General features: G+C 48.8%; 1 protein-coding gene. It reads right to left on the bottom strand.

Features of this window, described 5'->3' with window-relative positions:
- A partial coding sequence (locus R8O10_RS26940; RefSeq protein ID WP_318192189.1) for a helicase-related protein occupies positions 1-553 on the bottom strand: 553 nt, incomplete at both ends.

Here is a 553-nt window from a genome sequence, read left to right on the forward strand (position 1 = left end):
ATTGTGTTGGCCGTCGGAACGTCGATACACCTTTCAATGATGGTGGTACACACCAACACGTTAAAGCGCTGGTGGTAGAAATCATTCATGATGCGTTCTAGTTCGCGTTCACGCATTTGGCCGTGTGCCACGGTAATACGGGCTTCTGGAATGAGCTTTTGTAAGTCTTCTGCCGTTTTTTCGATAGTTTCAACCTGATTGTGCAGGAAGTAAACCTGGCCACCACGCATGATTTCACGCAGTACGGCTTCTCGCACCACGGACTCTTCACGTTCACGAACAAATGTCTTGATAGCTAAACGGCGTGCTGGTGGTGTGGCGATGATCGACAAATCACGCATACCACTCATTGCCATGTTCAGCGTACGAGGAATCGGCGTTGCCGTTAGGGTAAGAATGTCCACATCGGCGCGCATCGCTTTGACTTTCTCTTTTTGACGAACACCGAAGCGATGCTCTTCGTCGACAATCAACAAACCCAAATCTTTGAATTTGATGTCGCTGGAGAGCAATTTGTGCGTACCGACGACGATATCAACTTTGCCATCCGCAA

This window comes from Vibrio sp. 1727, assembly GCF_033344415.1.
Taxonomy (GTDB): domain Bacteria; phylum Pseudomonadota; class Gammaproteobacteria; order Enterobacterales; family Vibrionaceae; genus Vibrio; species Vibrio alginolyticus.